Below are 262 nucleotides of genomic sequence, written 5' to 3' on the forward strand. Positions count from 1 at the left end.
CCATGCCCTCCATCACCTTGTCCGTGATCGTGGTGATGGTCTGCTTGGACACCTCCGCTCCGTACACCTCGGCGAGATGAGCCGATATCTCCCCGTGGGTGAGGCCCTTCGCGGACAGCGAGAGCACCATCTCATCCACACCGGTCAGACGGCGCTGCCGTTTGCGGACGATCTGCGGCTCGAAGGTGCCGGCGGTGTCGCGGGGCACCTTCACCTCGACCGGGCCGACGTCGGTCAGCACGGTCTTCGACCGGGTGCCGTT

At 66.0% G+C, this 262-nt stretch carries 1 protein-coding gene; it reads right to left on the reverse strand.

Going from position 1 to position 262, the window contains the following annotated elements; translation table 11 throughout:
* On the reverse strand, positions 1-262 hold a 262-nt coding region (locus AC5WS8_RS39520), incomplete at both ends, for a transposase (RefSeq protein ID WP_496108295.1).

It is taken from the genome of Streptomyces sp. PTL18 (genome assembly GCF_059510295.1).